Below are 14,708 nucleotides of genomic sequence, written 5' to 3'. Positions count from 1 at the left end.
GGTAACCATGACCTGTCCGGCCTTTCGCCCCACCCGCCGCGCGCTGATCGGCGGCGGTGCCGCGCTGCTTGCCGCGTCGGTCGTGCGCGCAGCAGAGCCCGATCTTTCGGCGTTGCGCGACCTCACGGCGGATGCCGTGCCGATCGGTGTAGCGGAGCGGGCCGCGCGGCTCGCGCGTGCGCAGGCGCTGATGCGCGCGAGCGGGATCGGTGCGGTCCTCATCGAACCTGGATCGAGCCTGATCTACTTCACGGGCGTTCGATGGGGCCGTAGCGAGCGGCTGACCGCAGCGATCATCCCGGTCGAGGGCGAGCCGTGCATCGTCACGCCGTTCTTCGAGGAACCATCGGTGCGCCAGACCCTGGCGGTGCCCGCCGAGGTGCGCGTGTGGCAGGAGGATCAGGACCCGCTGACGGTGGTCGCCGGCTTCCTGCGCGACCGCAAACTGGCCGGGCGCGCGATCGGGATCGAGGAGAGCGCGCGCTTCTTCGCGTTCGACGGACTGGCGAGGGCGTTGCCGGGCGGTACGCTGGTCAGCGCCAACCCGGTTGTGCGGGGCTGTCGCATGATCAAGACGCCAGCCGAGATCGCATTGATGCAGCGTGCGACCGACGTGACGATCGCGGCGTATCGCTGGACCTATCCGCGTGTGGAAAAAGGCATGACCGGCGCGCAGATCGGCGCGCTGATGAACGCCGCGACCGAAAAGCTCGGCGGCGATCCGGAGTTTGCGCTTGCGCTGATCGGGCCGGCCGCCGCGTTGCCGCATGGCAGCCGCGAGGTGCTTCGCGTCGCAATCGGGCAGGTAGTGTTGATGGATTGCGGCTGCACGGTGCAGGGCTATCAGTCGGACGTATCGCGCACGTGGGTGCATGGCACGGCGTCGGTGGAGCAGCGGAAGGTGTGGGATCGCGTGAGGGACGCGCAGGCGCTCGCTTTCCGTACGGCGCGGGTCGGTGTGGCGGCGGGCGCGGTCGACGATGCGGTGCGCGGCTTCTACGAACGGCTGGGCTATGGTCCCGATTATCGCCTGCCGGGGCTGCCGCATCGTACCGGCCACGGTATCGGAATGGACGGGCATGAGCCGGTCAATCTGGTCCGTGGCGAAGCGACGCGACTTGCACCGGGCATGTGCTTCTCCGACGAGCCAGGCCTCTATCTTCCCGGCAGGTTCGGGGTGCGGCTCGAGGATTGCTTCTACATGACCGATCGTGGGCCGGCGTGGTTCAGCACCCCGCCGGCCGCGATCGATCAACCGGTCTGATGATCAGGCGTTAGCGGCCTGACGACGACGGCCGCGCAGTGCCGCGCCGGTCGCGGCGAAGCCTGCGATCATCATCGTCCAGGTCGCCGGCTCAGGTACTGCTGGCGTATAATCGTAGGTCAGCGTGTAATTGGCGCTGCCGCACAGATCTTCCGCCTGGGCCACCGGGTTGCCGTTGTTGACGAAACACGCGCCGCCATCGAGCTGGAACGTGTCGCCGCCGGCGGGAAGGCCGGTGATGGTGGTATCCGACGGATCGGGCTGGCCATCGCCGGTCCGGTCGAGGTTCGGGAGGAATCCGAGGTCGAACCCGTTAAACCGCGAGTAACGGCCGACGAACTGCATCGGATCGAAGTTCAGCGTGGCAGAGCCCTTGGCGGTCACGGCGAAATAGCCGAACGCGCGACCATCGGAGAGCTGGTTGAGCGCGACGACGCTGGTGCCGGCCCCGGTCAGCGCGACAAGCGGGTTCCCCAAGGCGGCATTGTTGGAGCCGAAGCGCCAGACGCCGTCGATCGCCCAGTCGACGCTGCTGGTGGTCGGGCTGTTCGACGGCACGCTCAACAGCCACACCCGCGACTTGTTGATCGCGACCTGTAGCGTAACCTTGTTCAAGGTCCCCCTGGAACTGTCGAAGCCGTCGAAGCCGCGTGACGCGCCCTGTTCGCTGTCGAACTGGATGATCGTCGCAGCCGACGCACCGTTGGCAATGCAGGCCGCGCCGAGCGCAGCCAGCCAGAATCGACCCTTCATTTGAAACCCCCTTAACCGTCTATTAACCGGCTTTGCACACCCATGTATCAGCCACAAGACGATCGCGCGGAATGAGGCCGACGGTGGCTTTCACGCCACAGCGACGCGTCGAGGCGACTAGGCACGGGACATTTCGCGGATTAAGCCGAGCGCCATGACCGCTACCAACGACATCCGCCGCTCGTTTCTCGACTATTTCGGTTCTGCCGGGCACCAGATCGTGCCGTCGGCGCCACTGGTGCCGCAGAATGACCCGACGCTGATGTTCGTCAACGCCGGGATGGTGCCGTTCAAGAACGTGTTCACCGGGCTGGAGACGCGGCCCTACTCGACCGCCACTTCCTCGCAGAAGTGCGTGCGGGCCGGCGGCAAGCACAACGATCTCGACAACGTCGGTTATACGGCGCGGCACCATACATTCTTCGAGATGCTCGGGAATTTCAGCTTCGGCGACTATTTCAAGGAGCAGGCGATCACGCACGCGTGGACGCTGCTGACCAAGGAGTGGGGGCTTCCGGCCGACCGGCTGACCGCCACCGTGTTTCACACCGACGATCAGGCGTTCGATCTCTGGAAGAAGATCGCCGGCCTGCCCGACCATCGCATCATCCGGATCCCCACCAAGGATAATTTCTGGGCGATGGGCTCGGATGGACCGTGCGGCCCATGCTCTGAAATCTTCTACGACCACGGCGACCATATCGCCGGTGGCCCGCCGGGCAGCCCCGACGAGGATGGCGATCGTTTCGTCGAGATCTGGAATCTGGTTTTCATGCAGTTCGTGCAGGAGGCCGACGCGATCGTCGGCGACCTGCCGCGCCCGTCGATCGACACCGGCATGGGGCTCGAACGGGTCGCCGCAGTCATGCAGGGCGTCCACGACAATTACGACACCGATACCTTCAAAGCGCTGATCGCGGCGTCGGGCGCGCTGACCCATACCGCCACCACCGGGGGAAATCAGGCCAGCCATCGTGTGATCGCCGACCATCTACGGTGCGCCGGCTTCCTGGTCGCGGATGGCGTGTTGCCGGCGAACGAAGGGCGCGGTTACGTTTTGCGGCGGATCATGCGCCGCGCGATGCGCCACGCGCACCTGCTGGGCGCCAAGGAGCCGCTGATGCACCGCCTGGTTCCGGCACTCGTCGCCGAGATGGGTGCCGCCTATCCGGAGCTGTTGCGCGCGCAGCCGTTGATCGAGGCGACGTTGCGGCAGGAGGAGACGCGCTTCCGCCAGACCCTCGAAAAGGGGCTGCGGCTGCTCGACGACGCGACGACGGGGATGAAGGCCGGCGACACGCTGGCCGGCGACACCGCGTTCCGGCTCTACGACACTTACGGCTTCCCCTATGACCTGACCGAGGACGCGCTGCGGGCGCAGGACTTCAAGGTCGACCGCGCCGGCTTCGACGCCGCGATGGCGGAGCAGAAGCGCGCCGCACGCGCCGCGTGGAAGGGATCCGGTGCGAAGGCGTCGGACGAACTGTGGTTCGATCTCGTCGAGGAAGTCGGCGCGACCGAGTTCACCGGTTATGGCAGCGATGTCGGCGAAGGCGTCATATTGGCGCTCGTCAAGGACGGCGTGCGCGTCGATCATGCTGCGGCGGGCGAGCAAGTCGAGGTGATCGTCAACCAGACGCCATTCTACGGAGAGAGCGGCGGGCAGGTCGGCGACGCAGGGCGCATCAGCAGCGACAATGGCTTGCAGGCCGACGTTGCCGATACTTCGAAGCAACTCGGCAAGTTGTTCGTGCACCACACGACGATCGCTGCCGGTCAGGTGAAGGTCGGAGACACGGTACGTCTGGCGATCGACGTCGCGCGCCGGGCGGCGATCCGCGCCAACCACTCGGCGACGCACCTGCTGCACGAGGCGCTGCGCCAGAAGCTGGGCACGCATGTCGCGCAGAAGGGGTCGCTGGTCGCGCCGGAGCGGCTGCGCTTCGACGTTTCGCATTCCCATGCGATGACGCCGGAGGAGCTCGCCGAGGCGGAGCGCGCGGTGAATGCGCAGATCCGCGGCAACGGGAGCGTCGAGACGCGGCTGATGACCCCGGACGAGGCGATCGCGGAGGGCGCGATGGCGCTGTTCGGTGAGAAATACGGCGATGAAGTGCGGGTCGTCTCGATGGGGACCGAGGACGGCGACAAGACCTATTCGATCGAACTGTGCGGAGGTACGCACGTCCGCGCCCTTGGCGATATCGGCGTGTTCAAGATCGTGGGCGAAAGCGCCGTTTCCTCGGGCGTCCGGCGCGTCGAGGCGCTGACCGGCGAGGCGGCGCGGCAATGGCTCAACGCGCGGGACGAGAAGCTGCGCGAAGCCGCGACCGCGCTCAAGACGGCGCCGGATGATGTGCCGGCACGCGTCATCGCGTTGATCGAGGAGCGGCGGCGCCTGGAGCGCGAGCTCGCCGAGGTGAAAAAAGCCCTGGCGCTGGGCGGCGGCAGTGGCGGACCGGCCGCGACCGAGACGGTCGGCGGCGTCGCCTTCGTCGGACAGGTGCTCGACGGGTTCGAGGCGAAGGGGCTGCGTGGCGCGGTCGATGACGCGAAGTCGCGGCTTGGCTCGGGCGTGGCGGTACTCGTGGCGGTCAACGATGGCCGCGCCTCGGTCGCGGTGGGCGTGACTGCGGATCTGGCGGCGCAGATCAGCGCGGTCGATCTACTGCGGCAGGCGGTTGCTGTGCTTGGCGGACAGGGCGGCGGCGGGCGCCCGGACATGGCGCAGGGCGGCGGCCCGGACGGGGGGAAGGCTGCGGACGCCGTTGCGGCCGTTCGTGCGCTGCTGGAGCAACATGCCGTAAGCGCCTGAGATAGTAGAATATCCTGCCAAACGAAAACGCCACCCGCGCCATGAAGGTGCGGGTGGCGTTTCGGTCACGTGGCGGGGCCGGTCGCCCCGCCACTTTCACATCAGCGCGGCTTGCGCTTCGACTTTGTGGTCGTGGTGGTCGTTTCGGTCGTGGTAGCCGCCTGATCGGTCGCGGCTGCGTCCGCCCCGGCGGTAGCACCCGCTGCCGGGGCGGCGGCAGTCATGGCAGCCTTGAGCTGGTCGGCGGTCATGCCGAGCAGGATACCCTGCGGCCCAGGGCCGAAACCGGTGACCGGCAGCACTGCGTCGCCATCGGCGGTCGTCAGCGTCACGCCGGTCGCATCGACCGACTTGATCGTTCCGAGCTGCGTCCCGCCCGTTCCGTAAACGGTCGCGCCCGGGACCAGCTTGGACTTGAACTCGGCGGAGGCCTGCGCCTGCTGCTGGCCGGCGGCGGCCTCGAGCTGCGCCTTGGTCATCGCCAGCACGGGGCCCTGCGCACCCTTACCGAGCGACGTCAGCGGGATAGCAGCCTTGACGGTGCCGGTGTTAACGACGGCATTCGTGCCATCGGTGCTTTCGACGGTGCCGACGACACCCCCCGAAGTGTCATAGACAGTGGCACCCGTGGTCACTGCGGCTGCGGTCGTGTCCGCTCCGGCAGCCGGGGCAGTCGTGGGCGCCTGGGCCGGGGCCTGTGCGAGGGCGGCACCCGGGACGAGCGCGGCAGAGGCAAGGGCAAAAACGGCGAAGTGCTTCACGAGGAACTCCTATACTCGTTGGCAAAAATCAGGATCATGGCCGAAACGACCGACCGCGATCAGGGTTCCCCGTCTGTGTCCACGCGCCTGCACCGGGGATGAACGACTTGTTCATCGTAGCGGTGTTCCCTAATCGTTCCTGATGCGCTAAATGGAGTGATGGCCAAGGTTCAAAAGAGATTTGTCTGCCAGGCGTGTGGATCTGTCAGCCATCGCTGGCAGGGGCAATGCGCCGATTGCAGCGAGTGGAACACGCTGGTCGAGGAAGCGCCGGTTTCCGCTACGCCGTTTCAGGCCAAGCATAATCTGCAAGGTGGCGGGCGGATGATCTCGCTGACCGCGCTGGACGCAGAGGCGGTATTGCCGGACCGGCTGCCGTTCGGGATGGCGGAGTTCGACCGCGCACTGGGTGGCGGTCTGGTCGCGGGCTCTGCGACCCTGATCGGCGGCGATCCGGGAATCGGCAAATCGACGCTGCTGCTGCAGGCGGCGGCGGCCCTGGCCCGTGCGGGGCATGACGTGGCCTATGTTTCCGGAGAGGAAGCGTCGGATCAGGTGCGGTTGCGCGCGCGGCGGCTTGGACTGGGCGACGCACCCGTGCGGCTGGCTGCGGCGACCTCGACACGCGACATCCTGACGACGTTGGGGCAGGGGACGCCGCCGCGCCTGCTGGTGATCGACTCGATCCAGACGATGCACTCCGACCTCATCGAAGGTGCGCCGGGCACGGTGAGCCAGGTACGCGCGTCCTCGCAGGAGTTGATCCGCTTCGCCAAGGAACGCGGCACCGCCGTCGTGCTGGTCGGGCACGTCACCAAGGACGGAACGATCGCGGGCCCGCGCGTGCTGGAGCATATGGTCGACACCGTGCTCAGCTTCGAGGGCGAACGCAGCCATCAATATCGCATCCTGCGGAGCCTGAAAAACCGCTTCGGTGGCACCGACGAGATCGGCGTCTTCGCGATGGCGGGCGATGGTCTGGTCGAGGTTTCAAATCCATCCGCGCTGTTCCTGACGCAGCGTGAAGAGGGCGTAACGGGGGCTACGGTTTTTCCGGCGCTGGAGGGGACGCGACCCGTGCTGGTCGAGATCCAGGCATTGGTCGTCCGGCTGGCGAGCGGGGCGACGCCGCGGCGGGCGGTGGTCGGCTGGGATTCGGGCCGGCTCGCGATGATCCTGGCGGTGCTCGAGGCGCGCTGCGGGCTGAGTTTCTCGACGTGCGAAGTGTATCTGAACGTCGCCGGCGGGTATCGCATCCAGGATCCGGCGGCCGATCTGGCGGTCGCGGCAGCGTTGGTTTCGGCGTTGAGCGAGCGACCGGTTCCGGCGGACGCTGTGGCATTCGGTGAAATCGCGCTGTCAGGTGAGTTGCGACCGGTCGCGCACGCCCCGTTGCGGCTGAAAGAGGCGGCGAAGCTGGGGTTCGAGCGTGCGTTGCTACCAGCCGCGGTGGAGAAGGGCGCAATGCGGCAGTCGGCGTTCCGGACGCTGGGGCAGTTCGTCGATCATATGCTCGGCCGCGGCTGAGGCCCTAGCCGTGCGCGCGAACGCGCCATAAGGAGGGGGTATGAAGCTGGAGCCGCTCGACATCGCCGTCCTCGTGCTGGTCGCGCTGGCGGCGATCGGTGGCATTCGGCGTGGGTTCGTCGGCGAGGTTCTCGCGCTGTTCGCGTGGGTCGCGATGATTTTCGCCCTCAAGATATTCCACTTGCCGCTTTCAAAGGCACTGGCGGGCACGATCGCGAGCGTCTCCGGCGCGGCGGTGCTGGCGTTCGTGATCCTGACCGGCGGCACTTATCTGCTCAGCCGGATCATCATCGGTGCGATCGCCGCACGCACCCGCACCTCGGTGCTGGGGCCGATCGATCGCGCGCTCGGGTTCGGGTTCGGGGCGCTCAAGGGCTTGATATTGGCCAGTCTGGCCTATCTCTTCCTGGTGCTGTCGCTGGATCTGGTCGGCGGCGGGCCGACGCGGCGGCCGCTGTGGCTGACGAGCGCACGAACCTATCCTTTGCTCGCCGCCACCAGCGGCGCGGTGGCGGACTTCGTCGATCGGCGTCGCAAGGGCGAGCCGGTTTTTGGCCCGCGCACCCCCTCTCGCAAGAGCGACGCCACGTCATGAGTCTCGATCTTTACACCCCCGAAATCAGCGCCTTGGCGATCGATAATCCCTTTCCTGACCGTCTTGCGGACGCCACCGGCTCGGCCGAGCGGCGTTCGCCGATCTGCGGCAGCCGCGTGACGGTCGACGTGCGACTCGGCGACGACGGACGGGTTGCGGCGGTCGGAACGCAGGTTCGGGCGTGCTTGCTCGGACAAGCTTCCTCGACGCTGCTCGCGCGGCATGTCGTCGGCCGCTCGGTAGAAGAGTTGAATGTCGCGCGCGACGAGCTCGCCGCGTGGCTTGCTGGCGAAGGAGACACCCCGGCATGGCCCGACATAACGGTATTTGCCCCGGGGCTGAAGCTCACCGCGCGCCATCCGTCGATCCGGCTGGCGTTCGAGGCGGCGGCGGAGGCGGCGGCACAGGCGCGTGACGCGAACGACGACAAGGTTCGTCGCTGATGGAGCATGCCGATATCTCGATGGTGCGCGACGGGACGATCCTGCTCGGGGCGGGGCTGATCTTCGTGCTGGTATTCCGGCGACTGGGGCTGGGTGCGACGCTCGGGTTTCTGGTCGCCGGCGCGATCGTCGGTCCGCAGATGCTGGGGCTGGTTGGCGACGCGGAGGCCAAGCTCGGGTTCGCCGAGCTGGGCATTACTTTGCTGCTGTTCATCGTCGGACTGGAATTGAGCCCGCAGCGGCTATGGCGGCTCAAGGAAGACATCTTCGGGCTCGGGCTGATCCAGGTGGTGGCGTGCGGCGTGGTGCTGGCAGCGATCCTGGCGCTGGCAGCGCGCTTCTCGTTGGCCGCGGCGCTGGCGGTGGGCATGCCACTGGCACTGTCCTCGACCGCGCAGGTGCTGCCCATGTTGCAGTCGGCAGGGCGGCTGCGCACGCCGTTCGGAGAGCGCGCCTTTTCGATCCTGCTGTTTCAGGACCTGTCGATCATCCCGATGATCACGATCATCGCGGCGATGAGCCGTAATCCCACCGACGTGGGCGGGCCGTCGGGGTGGCTGCTCGGCCTCTACACCGTGCTGGCGATCGGCGGGCTGGTGGCCGCGGGGCGGTTCGTGTTGCGCCCGCTGTTCCGGCTGATCGGGAATCTGGGCGAGCGCGAGATGTTCGTGTTCGCCGCGCTGTTCACGGTGATCGCCGCGGCCGCGGTAATGGAGTTCCTGGGCCTGTCGACGGCGCTGGGCGCCTTCGTCGCGGGGGTGATGCTGGCGGACAGCCCGTATCGCCACGAGCTGGAGGCCGATGTCGAGCCGTTCCGCGCCATCCTGCTCGGGCTCTTCTTCCTCGCGGTCGGCATGATGCTGAACCTCGGCGCAATCGGCGAGCGGCCGGTGTTCGTCGTCGCGATGGCCGCGGCGTTGATCGCGGCGAAGGCGGGGATCATCACCGCGCTGGGTCTCGCCTTCCGGATGAAGTGGCGGCAGGCGCTGGCGCTGGGGTTGCTGCTTAGCCAGGGCGGCGAGTTCGGCTTCGTGTTGCTGGCGCAGGCGCAACATGCGTTGCTGATCGCGCCGGACGCCGCGAGCCTGTTCGGCGCGATCATCACGCTGTCGATGGCGACGACGCCGTTCCTGATGATGTTCACGCGCCGTTTCCGTGAGGAGCCGATCGTTGCCAGCGACGATCGTGACGGACCGAAGGCGGACGGCGCCAATGCAATCATCGTCGGTTATGGTCGGTTCGGGCAGACCGTCGGACAGATGCTGATGACGCAGGACATACCGGTCACGCTGATCGACACCGACATCGAGATGATCGATATCGCGGCGGAGTTCGGGTCGAAGGTCTATTACGGTGACGGCACGCGGCTGGACTTGCTGCGGCAGGCTGGCGCTGCCGAGGCGGAGCTGATCCTGTTCTGCATGGATGGAGACCAATTGTCGCCCGACCAGCTGGAAGCGGTGCACGAGGCGTTTCCAAAGGCGGCGCTGTATGTTCGCGCCTTCGACCGCCGCGCGTTGGTCAAGCTGAAGCCGGGACCGGCGCGCGCTGTAGTGCGTGAGGTGCTGGAATCGGCCGTGAAGATGGCGCGTCTGGCGATGGGCGGCCTGGGCATTGCTCCGGGCGAGATCGACCGTGCCGAGCAGATGTACCGCGCGCGCGACAAGGAACGGCTGCGCATCCAGGTCGAGGCGGGCGACATGCGCGCGGCGCGCGCGATGGTTGCCGAGCAGCACCCGTGGGGCGGGGGCGAGCGGTCGTGAACATGATCATGATGTTCGCGGCGCTCTCGGGTGCGTTGGCGGTCGCGGCGGGCGCATTCGGTGCGCATGGGGCGTCAGGGGCTGCGGTCGAGTGGCTGAAGACCGGCGCGCATTACCAACTGGTGCATGCGCTTGCGGCCTTGCTTGCGCTACGAATGGAGGCGCGCGGGCCGGCGTGGCTGTTCGTCGCGGGCGGAGCGGTTTTCGCGGGGACGTTGTACCTGATGGCACTGGGCTTGCCGCGCTGGCTGGGCGCAGTCACGCCGATCGGCGGTGCGTTGTTGATCGCCGGTTGGTTGTGGTTGGCGTGGATCGGCGCGCGCGGCGTTTCGTAGCGGGGTGCGTCCGCGCCTAGGAGGGACGCCGGAAGATGTTGACGCGGCACGTGGCGACGCCGCGAACCGGTGCGCCGCTCGCGCCCTGGGCGGAGGGCGAACGGGCGTTTGCCACGGATCGTCGCGCAAACCGGCTGCTCGGGTTTCGATTTTTTGTTCGCGGCGCCGGCGTGGCGTTCGTCCACCCGAACGGTCACCGCTACGGCCCACTATAGATCGTCGCTGATCGGCTTCCGCTTGGAATGTTTGGCCGAGTCCGTGATGTTCCCCGCGGACGGGAAGCTCGCGCTGGCATTCAGCCAGTGCCGTTACTCGCCGCCGGTGCGAACTACGCAGGACCGACGTTTCAGTGGATCAACTGGTCGGACACGCGCTGACGCATTGCGGCGCTGACTTTCACCGCACCGCCGCCGCCGGTTGTACGTCCTCCGCCTCTTCGCGGCGCGGATCGCGGATCGATGGGCGCAGGCGCGCGAGGCTGCACAGCCCGGCGACCAGGGCAAGGCCGGCCGCAACCAGCGGCGGGGTGGCGCCGGCGCCGACATCGAGCGCCAACAGCGCGGCGACCAACGTGGCGCCGGTGGTCTGGCCGACCAGCCGCACGGTGCTGACCAGTCCGCCGGCCGCCGCTGCGCGCTCGCGCGGGGCGGAACCGATGATGAGTCGTGCGTTCGGCGGCAGGAACGTGCCGAAACCAGCGCCGCACAACGACATGCGCCACGCGATGTCGAACCACGACGGGTCGGCGGGCATGAACGCGAGCAGCAACAGCGCGGTAACGGAAATCGCCATGCCGATGCCGCCGAGCAGACCGGCGGGCACGCGGTCCGACAGCCAGCCCATCAGCGGCGCGACGATCATGTTGGTGAGCGGCCACGGCGCGATCACCGCGCCGACCGCGGCCGCGGTCATGCCATATTCGTGCGTAAGCCGGAACGGCGTCGACAGCAGTAGCGTCATCGAGGCGGTGAAGGCGGTGAAGCCGCCGACCGTCGACAGCGCGATCACCGGGCGCGAGAGCAGGTCGATCGGCAATATCGGTTGCGTGGTGGCGCGCTCACGCCGGACGTAGATGCGCCCGATTACAAGGCCTAGCAGTACGATAGCGACCGAGACGACCGGACTGTCGCCGTGCACCGCGCTCTCGGCGCCGCCGATGACCAACCCGAACATCGCCGCACACATGACCGCGCCGGTAATGTCGAACGGACGATCGTTGGGGGCCGGATCAGGCAGCGCGCGGCCGAGCAGCAGGGAGGCGATTCCGAAGGGTATCGCACTGGCGAACACCCACGGCCACGGTGCGATCGACAGGACGAGCCCGCCGATCGTCGGCGCGGCGGCGGCGGAGGAGGCGACGACGACCGAGTTGACGCCGAGCCCGCGGCCGAGTTGCGCGGCCGGATAGGTCTGGCGGATCAGCGCCGAGGCGACCGCCAGCGCTCCGGCAGCGCCGATCGCCTGCACCGCACGAACGACGAGAAGGAACGGCAAGCTTTTGGCGAAGAAGCACAATAAGGTGGCGATCGTAAAGGTAAGCTGCCCGAGCTGGTACATGCGCTTCAGGCCGATGCGGTCGCCAAGGCCGGCGAACGGCAGCATCAGCATGACCAGCATGAGCTGGTAGACGGTGACGATCGCCACCACCGAGGATGAGCCGACGTGCAGGTCGCGCGCGATCGTCGGGAGCGCGACGTTGGCGACGCCGCCGTCGATGATAACGAGCGCGGTGCCGAAGCACAGCGCGGCGATCGCGGCATAGCGGCGCGGCAGGGGCAGGCCATCCGGTGCGGCGGCGTTGGTCTGGGTCATCGGGCACGGGGACGCTCCGGCAGCGGGGTTGTTCCGTTCGCATTGGTATCGCAAAAGACCGCTATGACGAGCGAAGGAGACGACATGGTGCGCGCACGGACGGGAAAATGGCTGGCCGGGGCCGCATTGATCGCTTCGGTTGCCATTGCGGGAGCGGCGCTGGCGCAACAGCGCGCGTCGGGGGGCGATCCGTACGTGTGGCTGGAGGACAAGGATGGTCCGCGCGCGCAGGCATGGGTGGCCGCGGAGAATGCGCGCACACTGCCGCGGCTGCAGAACGATCCGCGCTATCCACAATTCCATGCGGAAGCGCTGGCGATCGCGGCGGCGAAGGACCGGATCCCGATGCCGCAACAGGTAATGGGGCGGATCGTCAATTTCTGGCGCGATGCCGATCATCCGCAGGGCATCCTGCGCTGGACGACGATGGAGGATTACGCCGCGTCGCAGCCGGGGTGGCGAACGCTGCTGGACGTCGACGCGCTGAGCAAGGCCGAGGGACGCAAGTGGGTCTACAAGGGAATGACCTGCCTCGCGCCCGAGGAGCGGCTGTGCCTGATCGCGCTGTCGGAGGGCGGGGAGGATGCGATCACCTATCGCGAGTTCGATCTGGCGGCGGGCGATTTCGTCGCTGGCGGGTTCGTGTTGCCGACCTCCAAACAGGGCGCGGCGTGGATCGACAAGGACACGTTGCTGGTCAGCCGCGACTGGGGCGCGGGGACGATGACGGCGTCGAGCTATCCGTTCTTGGTGAAGAAGCTGGTGCGCGGCACGACGCTGGCGCAGGCGACGGAGGTGTTCCGCGGCGCGCCCGACGACCAGCTGGGCAGCTATGCCAGCGTGATGACCGACGGCGCGGGGCACCGCGCGGTGTTCATCGAGCGGCAGAAGACGTTCTTCGGGGCCGAGCGGCTGTTGTGGACCCCGGCCGGCGTGACGAAGCTGAACCTGCCGGCGCGCACCGCGCCGGCGGCGATGATCGGCGGGCAGGTGGTGTTCACGACCAGCGAGCCGTGGGGTGCGATCCCGACCGGTGCCGTCGCTTCGGTGCCGCTGAAAGAGCTGGAGGCGGGGCGGATCGCGCCGACGTTGATCTTCGCGCCGACCCCGCGGCAGGCGGTGGCGGGCGTGGACGCGACGCGGCATCACCTGATCATCGATTATACCGACAATGTGCGCGGGCGGATCGGCATCCATACGCCGGGCGCGGCCGGCTGGACGTCGCGGTCGCTGTCATTGCCCGACAACGCCAGCTTCGGCATCGCGGGCACGTCGGAGCGCAACGACACCGCGTTCCTGGCGACGACCGGCTTCCTGACCCCGACGACGCTGGCGCGCTTCGACGCCGGCGCGGCCACGCCGCCGGTCGAGGTCAAGGCGTTGCCGGCGAAGTTCGACGCCGCCGGGCTGGTCGCCGAACAATTCGAGGCGACGTCCACCGACGGCACGAAGGTGCCCTATTTCATCGTCCACCGCCGCGATGCCACGAACGACGGGACCACGCCGACGATCATGACCGCCTATGGCGGGTTCGAGGTACCGATGCTGCCGAGCTATTCGGCGTCGACCGGCAAGCTGTGGCTGGAGCGCGGCGGCGCCTATGTGCTCGCCAACATCCGCGGCGGCGGCGAATTCGGGCCGACGTGGCATGATGCCGGGCGCAAGACCAAGCGGCAGGTGATCTACGACGACTTCGCCGCAGTGGCCAAGGACCTGATCGCGCGGCGTCTTACCAGCCCGGGCAAGCTCGGCATCTATGGTGGATCGAACGGTGGCCTGCTGATGGGAGTGGAGTTCAACCAGCATCCGGAATTGTGGAAGGCGGTGACCATCCAGGTGCCGCTGCTGGACATGCTGCGCTACGAAAAGATCGCCGCCGGGGCGTCGTGGGTCGACGAATATGGGTCGGTAGCGGTGCCGGCGGAGCGGGCGTTCCTCGCGAAGATCTCGCCCTATCATAATATTCGTCGCGGGGTCGCGTATCCGGAGCCGTATATCTGGACGACGACCAAGGACGACCGGGTCGGGCCGCAACATGCGCGCAAGTTCGCGGCGCGGCTGAAGGAATACGGGCTGCCGTACCTTTTCTATGAGGATACGGCGGGTGGCCATTCCGGCGATGCCGACATCGAGCAGGGCGCGCGCATGCAGGCGTTGCAGATGACCTATTTCGCGCAGAAGCTGATGGGGAAATAGCGGCGGCCGCGACGCGCGCGTGAACGCTGCGTTTCACGGTACAATCTTGCTGCGGTGCGGCATGTTCGGCTATGACGCGCGCGATGAACGCCGAAACCGAGAGCCGGCCCGCGCCGGCCGTGCCCGACACCGTTCCCATCGTCTTCGAGGCGATCGTCAAGCAACAGGCGATCGCGGCGACGTACAACCGCGGCAGCGTGACGCTGGCGCCGCACGTCCTCTATACGAAGCACGGCGAGATCTACCTGGATGCGCTGACGCTGGAGCGTGACGGGCAGCCGCCGAAGGAGCCGAAGATCGGCGCCTTCAAGCTGGCCGGACTGAGCGGGCTGCGGATCACGCCGCGGCGCTTCAAGCCGAGCGAGCTGTTCGTGCCCGGCGAAGAGAAATACGTCGGCGTGACGTTGCTCGCCGTCGAGATGTGATCTGCGGCTCCGGGGCGTC

At 67.6% G+C, this 14,708-nt stretch carries 12 protein-coding genes; 9 read left to right on the top strand and 3 right to left on the bottom strand.

Annotated elements, in window-relative coordinates; translation table 11 throughout:
• Nucleotides 1–7: 7 nt before the first annotated feature.
• A complete protein-coding gene (locus SPHPHY_RS0109750) occupies nt 8–1,264 on the top strand; it encodes a M24 family metallopeptidase (protein ID WP_022686497.1) in 1,257 nt (418 codons plus the stop codon).
• A gap of 3 nt (nt 1,265–1,267) precedes the next feature.
• Here the strand turns inward: SPHPHY_RS0109750 and SPHPHY_RS22510 are convergent, their stop codons facing one another.
• The gene (locus tag SPHPHY_RS22510; RefSeq protein WP_022686496.1) at nt 1,268–2,017 is read right to left on the bottom strand and encodes a choice-of-anchor E domain-containing protein; all 750 of its coding nucleotides are present in this window, start codon (nt 2,015–2,017) and stop codon (nt 1,268–1,270) included.
• Between the two features lie 154 nt (nt 2,018–2,171).
• On the opposite strand from SPHPHY_RS22510, the gene alaS reads away from it, so the two are divergent.
• On the top strand, nt 2,172–4,832 hold the full coding sequence (alaS, locus tag SPHPHY_RS0109740) for an alanine--tRNA ligase (RefSeq protein WP_022686495.1): 2,661 nt from the start codon (nt 2,172–2,174) through the stop codon (nt 4,830–4,832).
• A gap of 101 nt (nt 4,833–4,933) precedes the next feature.
• On the opposite strand, the gene SPHPHY_RS19855 is transcribed toward alaS, so the two are convergent.
• Complete coding sequence (locus SPHPHY_RS19855; protein WP_022686494.1) at nt 4,934–5,593, bottom strand: hypothetical protein; 660 nt, start codon at nt 5,591–5,593, stop codon at nt 4,934–4,936.
• Nucleotides 5,594–5,752: 159 nt separating this feature from the next.
• Between SPHPHY_RS19855 and radA the strand changes: the two genes are divergently transcribed.
• The 5 genes from radA to SPHPHY_RS0109710 are packed head-to-tail and all read left to right on the top strand — an operon-like array spanning nt 5,753 to nt 10,256.
• Nucleotides 5,753–7,120, top strand: a complete 1,368-nt coding sequence (gene radA / locus SPHPHY_RS0109730; protein WP_022686493.1) for a DNA repair protein RadA — start codon at nt 5,753–5,755, stop codon at nt 7,118–7,120.
• A 40-nt stretch (nt 7,121–7,160) separates the two neighbouring features.
• Nucleotides 7,161–7,715 carry a CvpA family protein gene (locus tag SPHPHY_RS0109725; RefSeq protein WP_022686492.1) on the top strand — a complete coding sequence of 185 codons (555 nt, stop codon included), beginning with the start codon at nt 7,161–7,163 and terminating at the stop codon, nt 7,713–7,715.
• Nucleotides 7,712–8,158 carry an iron-sulfur cluster assembly scaffold protein gene (locus SPHPHY_RS0109720; RefSeq protein WP_028056720.1) on the top strand — a complete coding sequence of 149 codons (447 nt, stop codon included), beginning with the start codon at nt 7,712–7,714 and terminating at the stop codon, nt 8,156–8,158. The genes SPHPHY_RS0109725 and SPHPHY_RS0109720 overlap by 4 nt, the downstream gene beginning before the upstream one ends.
• Nucleotides 8,158–9,921: a cation:proton antiporter gene (locus SPHPHY_RS0109715; protein ID WP_022686490.1), complete on the top strand. Its 1,764-nt coding sequence runs from the start codon at nt 8,158–8,160 to the stop codon at nt 9,919–9,921. Before SPHPHY_RS0109720 ends, SPHPHY_RS0109715 begins: the two co-directional genes overlap by 1 nt.
• Nucleotides 9,922–9,923: 2 nt before the next feature.
• Nucleotides 9,924–10,256, top strand: coding sequence for a DUF423 domain-containing protein (locus tag SPHPHY_RS0109710; protein WP_028056718.1), 333 nt, complete (start codon nt 9,924–9,926; stop codon nt 10,254–10,256).
• A 396-nt stretch (nt 10,257–10,652) separates the two neighbouring features.
• Here the strand turns inward: SPHPHY_RS0109710 and SPHPHY_RS0109705 are convergent, their stop codons facing one another.
• Nucleotides 10,653–12,068, bottom strand: coding sequence for an MFS transporter (locus tag SPHPHY_RS0109705; protein WP_022686488.1), 1,416 nt, complete (start codon nt 12,066–12,068; stop codon nt 10,653–10,655).
• Nucleotides 12,069–12,131: 63 nt separating this feature from the next.
• Between SPHPHY_RS0109705 and SPHPHY_RS0109700 the strand changes: the two genes are divergently transcribed.
• Nucleotides 12,132–14,264 carry a prolyl oligopeptidase family serine peptidase gene (locus SPHPHY_RS0109700; protein ID WP_231370395.1) on the top strand — a complete coding sequence of 711 codons (2,133 nt, stop codon included), beginning with the start codon at nt 12,132–12,134 and terminating at the stop codon, nt 14,262–14,264.
• 83 nt (nt 14,265–14,347) lie between these two features.
• Nucleotides 14,348–14,689: a hypothetical protein gene (locus SPHPHY_RS0109695; protein ID WP_051148412.1), complete on the top strand. Its 342-nt coding sequence runs from the start codon at nt 14,348–14,350 to the stop codon at nt 14,687–14,689.
• The last annotated feature ends 19 nt before the right edge of the window (nt 14,690–14,708 follow it).

It is taken from the genome of Sphingomonas phyllosphaerae 5.2, assembly GCF_000419605.1.
Lineage (GTDB): Bacteria > Pseudomonadota > Alphaproteobacteria > Sphingomonadales > Sphingomonadaceae > Sphingomonas > Sphingomonas phyllosphaerae_B.
This window is presented reverse-complemented; position numbering and strand designations above follow the sequence as displayed.

Bases quoted from the DNA above. Each gene is read 5' to 3' on its own strand.
- SPHPHY_RS0109695 (WP_051148412.1), top strand. From the start codon at position 14,348: ATGAACGCCGAAACCGAGAGCCGGCCCGCGCCGGCCGTGCCCGACACC.
- SPHPHY_RS0109700 (WP_231370395.1), top strand. From the start codon at position 12,132: ATGACGAGCGAAGGAGACGACATGGTGCGCGCACGGACGGGAAAATGG.
- alaS (WP_022686495.1), top strand. From the start codon at position 2,172: ATGACCGCTACCAACGACATCCGCCGCTCGTTTCTCGACTATTTCGGT.
- SPHPHY_RS0109710 (WP_028056718.1), top strand. From the start codon at position 9,924: ATGATCATGATGTTCGCGGCGCTCTCGGGTGCGTTGGCGGTCGCGGCG.
- SPHPHY_RS0109725 (WP_022686492.1), top strand. From the start codon at position 7,161: ATGAAGCTGGAGCCGCTCGACATCGCCGTCCTCGTGCTGGTCGCGCTG.
- radA (WP_022686493.1), top strand. From the start codon at position 5,753: ATGGCCAAGGTTCAAAAGAGATTTGTCTGCCAGGCGTGTGGATCTGTC.
- SPHPHY_RS22510 (WP_022686496.1), bottom strand. From the start codon at position 2,017: ATGAAGGGTCGATTCTGGCTGGCTGCGCTCGGCGCGGCCTGCATTGCC.
- SPHPHY_RS0109715 (WP_022686490.1), top strand. From the start codon at position 8,158: ATGGAGCATGCCGATATCTCGATGGTGCGCGACGGGACGATCCTGCTC.
- SPHPHY_RS0109750 (WP_022686497.1), top strand. From the start codon at position 8: ATGACCTGTCCGGCCTTTCGCCCCACCCGCCGCGCGCTGATCGGCGGC.
- SPHPHY_RS0109705 (WP_022686488.1), bottom strand. From the start codon at position 12,068: ATGACCCAGACCAACGCCGCCGCACCGGATGGCCTGCCCCTGCCGCGC.
- SPHPHY_RS0109720 (WP_028056720.1), top strand. From the start codon at position 7,712: ATGAGTCTCGATCTTTACACCCCCGAAATCAGCGCCTTGGCGATCGAT.